Origin of the sequence: Nocardioides sp. (genome assembly GCF_036401255.1) — a bacterium.
Lineage (GTDB): Bacteria > Actinomycetota > Actinomycetes > Propionibacteriales > Nocardioidaceae > Nocardioides.
Genome location: NZ_DASWVI010000261.1, coordinates 1 through 4,315, shown reverse-complemented (window position 1 = coordinate 4,315; position 4,315 = coordinate 1). Strand labels below are relative to the sequence as shown.

The 4,315-nt window shown below is 71.3% G+C and carries 5 protein-coding genes; all 5 read right to left on the bottom strand.

Annotation, left to right across the window (positions count from 1 at the left end; genetic code table 11):
• Positions 1 to 53: 53 nt before the first annotated feature.
• Entirely contained in the window at positions 54 to 1,697 is a 1,644-nt protein-coding gene (mctP, locus tag VGD85_RS12025; RefSeq protein ID WP_331063681.1) for a monocarboxylate uptake permease MctP, read from the bottom strand.
• Positions 1,694 to 1,972, bottom strand: coding sequence for a DUF3311 domain-containing protein (locus VGD85_RS12020; protein WP_331063680.1), 279 nt, complete (start codon positions 1,970 to 1,972; stop codon positions 1,694 to 1,696). The genes mctP and VGD85_RS12020 overlap by 4 nt, the downstream gene beginning before the upstream one ends.
• 137 nt (positions 1,973 to 2,109) lie before the next feature.
• Positions 2,110 to 3,108: a hypothetical protein gene (locus VGD85_RS12015; RefSeq protein ID WP_331063679.1), complete on the bottom strand. Its 999-nt coding sequence runs from the start codon at positions 3,106 to 3,108 to the stop codon at positions 2,110 to 2,112.
• 172 nt (positions 3,109 to 3,280) lie between these two features.
• The gene (locus VGD85_RS12010; protein WP_331063678.1) at positions 3,281 to 3,694 is read right to left on the bottom strand and encodes a DUF1707 domain-containing protein; all 414 of its coding nucleotides are present in this window, start codon (positions 3,692 to 3,694) and stop codon (positions 3,281 to 3,283) included.
• A partial coding sequence (locus VGD85_RS12005; RefSeq protein ID WP_331063677.1) for a PadR family transcriptional regulator occupies positions 3,691 to 4,315 on the bottom strand: 625 nt, incomplete at its 5' end. The genes VGD85_RS12010 and VGD85_RS12005, both read right to left, overlap by 4 nt.

Here is a 4,315-nt window from a genome sequence, read left to right as displayed (position 1 = left end):
GCCATGGACCGTCCTCAGGCACACGACCCGAACCCCCGGCCGCTGCTCCGGGCTCAGGCGTGGGTCGGCTCGTGCGGCTCCAGCTCGGCCTCGACCCCGGGGTCGCCGGCGTCGGCGTGGTAGTCCTGCGGCCGCGTCTGGTCGACGCCCTCGTCGACCTTCATCGCCCGGAACACGACCGTGAGCACCGCCGCCACCAGCAGGTTGGCCAGGAACGCGACCAGGGCGATGTAGACCTTGGTCTCGGTGCCGGGGAAGTTCACGAGCGGCCCGCCGAAGTGGTCCTGCTGCGGCGAGGCGACGCCGTACGCCAGCCAGGTGCCCCAGGCCATGCCGACCGCCCAGCCGGCGAACAGCGCCCACCGGTGCATCCAGCGGGTGTAGAGCCCGATGACGATCGCGGGCAGGGTCTGCAGGATCCAGACGCCGCCGAGCAGCTGGAGGTTGATCGCGAACGACTTCGACAGGGCGAGCACGAACACCAGCGCGCCGAACTTCACGAACAGCGAGGCGATCTTGCTCTGCCTGGCCTCCTGGGCATGGGTGGCGTCGCGGTTGATGAAGGCGCGGTAGATGTTGCGGGTCCACAGGTTGGCGGCGGCGATCGACATGATCGCGGCCGGCACGAGCGCGCCGATCACGATCGCGGCGAACGCGACCCCGGCGAACCACGGGCTGAACTCGTTCTCGAACAGCTGCGGCACCGACTGCTGCGGGTTCTCCACCTTGACCCCGGCGGCGATCGCCACGAAGCCGAGCAGCGCGAGCAGCCCGAGCAGGAAGGAGTACGCCGGCAGCAGGGCGGCGTTGCGGCGGATCACCGACCGGCTGCGGGTCGAGAGCACGCCGGTCACCGAGTGCGGGTACATGAACAGCGCCAGCGCCGAGCCCAGCGCGAGCGAGGCGTAGGCCCACTGGGCCGGGCCCGGTGGCATCGCCGCCTTCGGCACCGCCTCGCCGGCCGCGATTGCGTCGGCGTTGTCGGTGTTGAACGTGGCGAAGCTGTCCTTGGCGGTGCTGAACACGTGGTCCCAGCCACCGAGCTGGGCGGGCAGGTAGAGCACGGCGACGATGATCACCAGGTAGATCAGCGTGTCCTTGACGAACGCGATCAGCGCGGGCGCGCGCAGGCCGCTGGAGTAGGTGTAGGCCGCCAGCACCACGAACGCGACCAGCAGCGGGAAGTCCTTGACCAGCCAGTTGTCGCTGTCGGTGCCGACCCCCATCACCTCGAGCACGACCTGCATGCCGACCAGCTGCAGGGCGATGTAGGGCATCGTCGCGAGGATGCCGGTCAGCGCGACGGCCAGCGCGAGCGGCCGGCTGTCGTAGCGGCCCTGCACGAAGTCCGCGGGGGTGACGTAGCCGTGGCGGTGGCTCACCGACCACAGCCGGGGCAGGAACACGAAGATCAGCGGGTAGACCACGATCGTGTACGGCACCGCGAAGAAGCCGACCGCGCTGCCGGCGTACAGCGTCGCGGGCACCGCGATGAACGTGTACGCCGTGTAGATGTCGCCACCGATGAGGAACCACGCGATGAACGTGCCGAAGCCGCGGCCGCCCAGGCCCCACTCGTCGAGGCTGTCCAGCGTCTGGGCGCGGCGCCACCGGGCGGCGGCGAACCCGAGGACGGTGACCAGCAGGAACAAGAAGACGAAGACGCCGAGGACGACGCCGTTGACGTCGGAGATCATCGCGCCTCCCCGCCGTCGCGGCTCAGCCCGGTGCCGTCCGGCTCGGCCGGCAGGCCGTGGCGCAGCCGCGCGTCGCGGTCGGCCCGGGTCGCGAGGAGGTAGGCGGGCACGGTCAGCGCGACCGCGACGACGATCAGGAGGAACTGGAACCAGTAGTAGAAGGGGAACCCGGCGAACGTCGGGTCCTCCCGGTCGTAGAGCGGGACCCAGAGCGGCAGGACCACGGCCGGCGCGAGCAGGGCGGCGACCAGGATCCAGCGGCGATTCGACGCCATGACAGAACCTCCCGAGGTGGACGAACAGGCGTGACGCCCGTCACTCAATCACGTCCGGGTCCAGTGGTGCACCTGTCGACGCGACCGAGCCCGCTCCCCTGGGGGAACGGGCTCGGTCGGGCCGACGCCGCGAGAGGTCAGGCCTTCTGGCGGCTGGTGCGGTCGTTGACGCACAAGACGTTGAGGTAGACCGTGTCGTCACCGCCCCCGTCGTTGCCGAACCAGAACACCCGCGTCTTGATCCGCGGCTCCATGCCGAGGTACCACACGTGCGAGGGCTGCGAGATGTAGAAGGCGCCGACGAGGGCCTTGCTGTGGTCGTCGCAGGAGACCTGCTCCTCGGTCCGGGCGGCGACGCTGACGTGCTCGGCCGACGGCGCGAGCTTGTCGTTCTTCCAGCGGTAGAGCACGTTGTGACGGTGGGCCGGTCCGGAGCTGGCGGGTCCGGTCTTCACCTTCAGGCAGCTGACGTAGAACTGCGCGCTCGGCGCGTCGGCGCTGAGGTCGAACCACCACTGCCACGCGTGTCCTGCCGCCTGCTCGGGCCAGCTGCCCCACAGGGTCGCCACGGGGGCGCCGAAGTCGAACCCCGGCGCGACCTCGACGGCGTCGGGGGCGCACGAGCCCGACCAGCTGTAGTTGTGCGTGGCCGTCGTGAGGGGCTGCGCCGCGGTGTAGCGGTCCAGCAGGATCGAGTGCGTGTGGTTGAACGCCTTGTCGGTCTTGCCGCCCAGGCACGTCACCCACAGCTTCACCTGCGCGCGGCCCGGGTTGTCGTTGAAGAACTTGAAGTGCCAGTCGCTCTTGTTCGCCTCGGAGTAGGAGGCGTAGAAGTAGACCTTCTTCGGGTCGCCGGCGACGCGGTCGCCCCAGTCGTCGTAGTCGTCGTCGACCTGGTCGACCTTCCACATCCCGTCGACCGCGTAGTCACCGGTGTTGCACTTGAGGGTGACGTCGGCCGACTGGTCGGGGTACTCGCCGTCGACCGCGACGTACTTCTCGACCTTGTACATCCGCAGGTCGTGCGGCCGAGCGCTGGACGCCTCGGCGGCGCTCTGGGTGGCGGCGACGAACGCGAGAGGAGCCAGCAGGGCCCCCAGCGCGGCCGCGACGCGAATCCGGGACTGAGCCGTCATGGTGACGATCTCCTCGCTCTGACAGGGAAAAGTGGCGTGCGAACGTCTCCCGAGAGCGTTCCCCGGTCCCCCCGGCCCGGCGTCCACCCAGGCTAGGTCGGCCTCCGCCGAGCGCGAAGCTGGTCTATGACGGTGGTCTACGACACTGGTCTACGGCACTGGTCTACGGCTCTCATCTGGACCAGTGCCGGGCCCGGACCGCCCGGCGGTGGTGGCTCTTGACGAAGAACACCACCAGGACACCGGCCAGGATCAGCGGCAGGTGGGTCAGCACGGTGAGCACCACCAGCACGGCCAGCACCACGACGATCGGCGTCGGCACCCCGCGCCGCCACGGCCGCAGGCCGGCGCTCCAGTACGCCGGTCCGCGCGTCGCATCGGCCCGGCCCGGCATGCCCGGCACGGCGCGGCCGGGGAGGTCGCGGAAGATCGGTCCGAGGTCGGCGCGGGTGCGCGCCGCCCACACCCGGTCGAGCCGCTCGGCGTGCTCCTCGGTGGTCAGCCGGCCCGCGGCGTAGTGCTCGCCCAGGGCCGCGGCGGCCTGCTCGCGCTCGGCGTCCCCGATCCGCAGGTGCTCCTCGCTCACGACCGGGCCCCGCCGTCCTGCCCGTCCTGCCCGTCCTGCTCGTCCTGCTCGTCCTGGTCGGGCTCGCCGTCGGCGAGGATGCCGTACAGCCGGCGCCGGGTGTCGACGAGCACGTCGACGGCGGCCCGGCGCTGCTGGTCGCTGCCGGTGGTGACGATCTGCCAGACCGCCCCCATGACCTGGCCGATCTCGGGCTTGAGGTCGGCGTACCCCCCGGCCTCGTCGCGCTCGGGCTCCTCGAAGGGCGCCCAGACCGCGCTGAGCTCGTCGGCGTGGTCCGCGACGTACGTCTCGCCCTCGGCCGTCAGCCGCAGGCTGCGCCGGCCGTTGGCGTCGTCGGTGGCGACCAGGCCCTCGTCCTCGAGCTGCTGGATCGTCGGGTAGACCGAGCCGGGGCTCGGGCGCCAGGCGCCGTTGCTGCGCTCGGCGATCTGCTGGATGACCTGGTAGCCGTTGACCGGCTCGCCGTTCCACTGGGCGCTGCGCACGACGTCGAGGATCGCGGTGCGCACGTCGCCGCGGCGCACCCGCGGGCCGCGCTGGCGATCGCCCTGGGCGAGGCCGAAGAGGCCGGCCACCCACGGCGGCGGCCCGGGGTGCCCGGACCGGCCGAAGCCACTC

What these genes read in the sequence shown, in the direction of transcription:
- VGD85_RS12020 (WP_331063680.1), bottom strand. Translation starts at nt 1,972, where the DNA reads ATGGCGTCGAATCGCCGCTGGATCCTGGTCGCCGCCCTGCTCGCGCCG.
- mctP (WP_331063681.1), bottom strand. Translation starts at nt 1,697, where the DNA reads ATGATCTCCGACGTCAACGGCGTCGTCCTCGGCGTCTTCGTCTTCTTG.
- VGD85_RS12015 (WP_331063679.1), bottom strand. Translation starts at nt 3,108, where the DNA reads ATGACGGCTCAGTCCCGGATTCGCGTCGCGGCCGCGCTGGGGGCCCTG.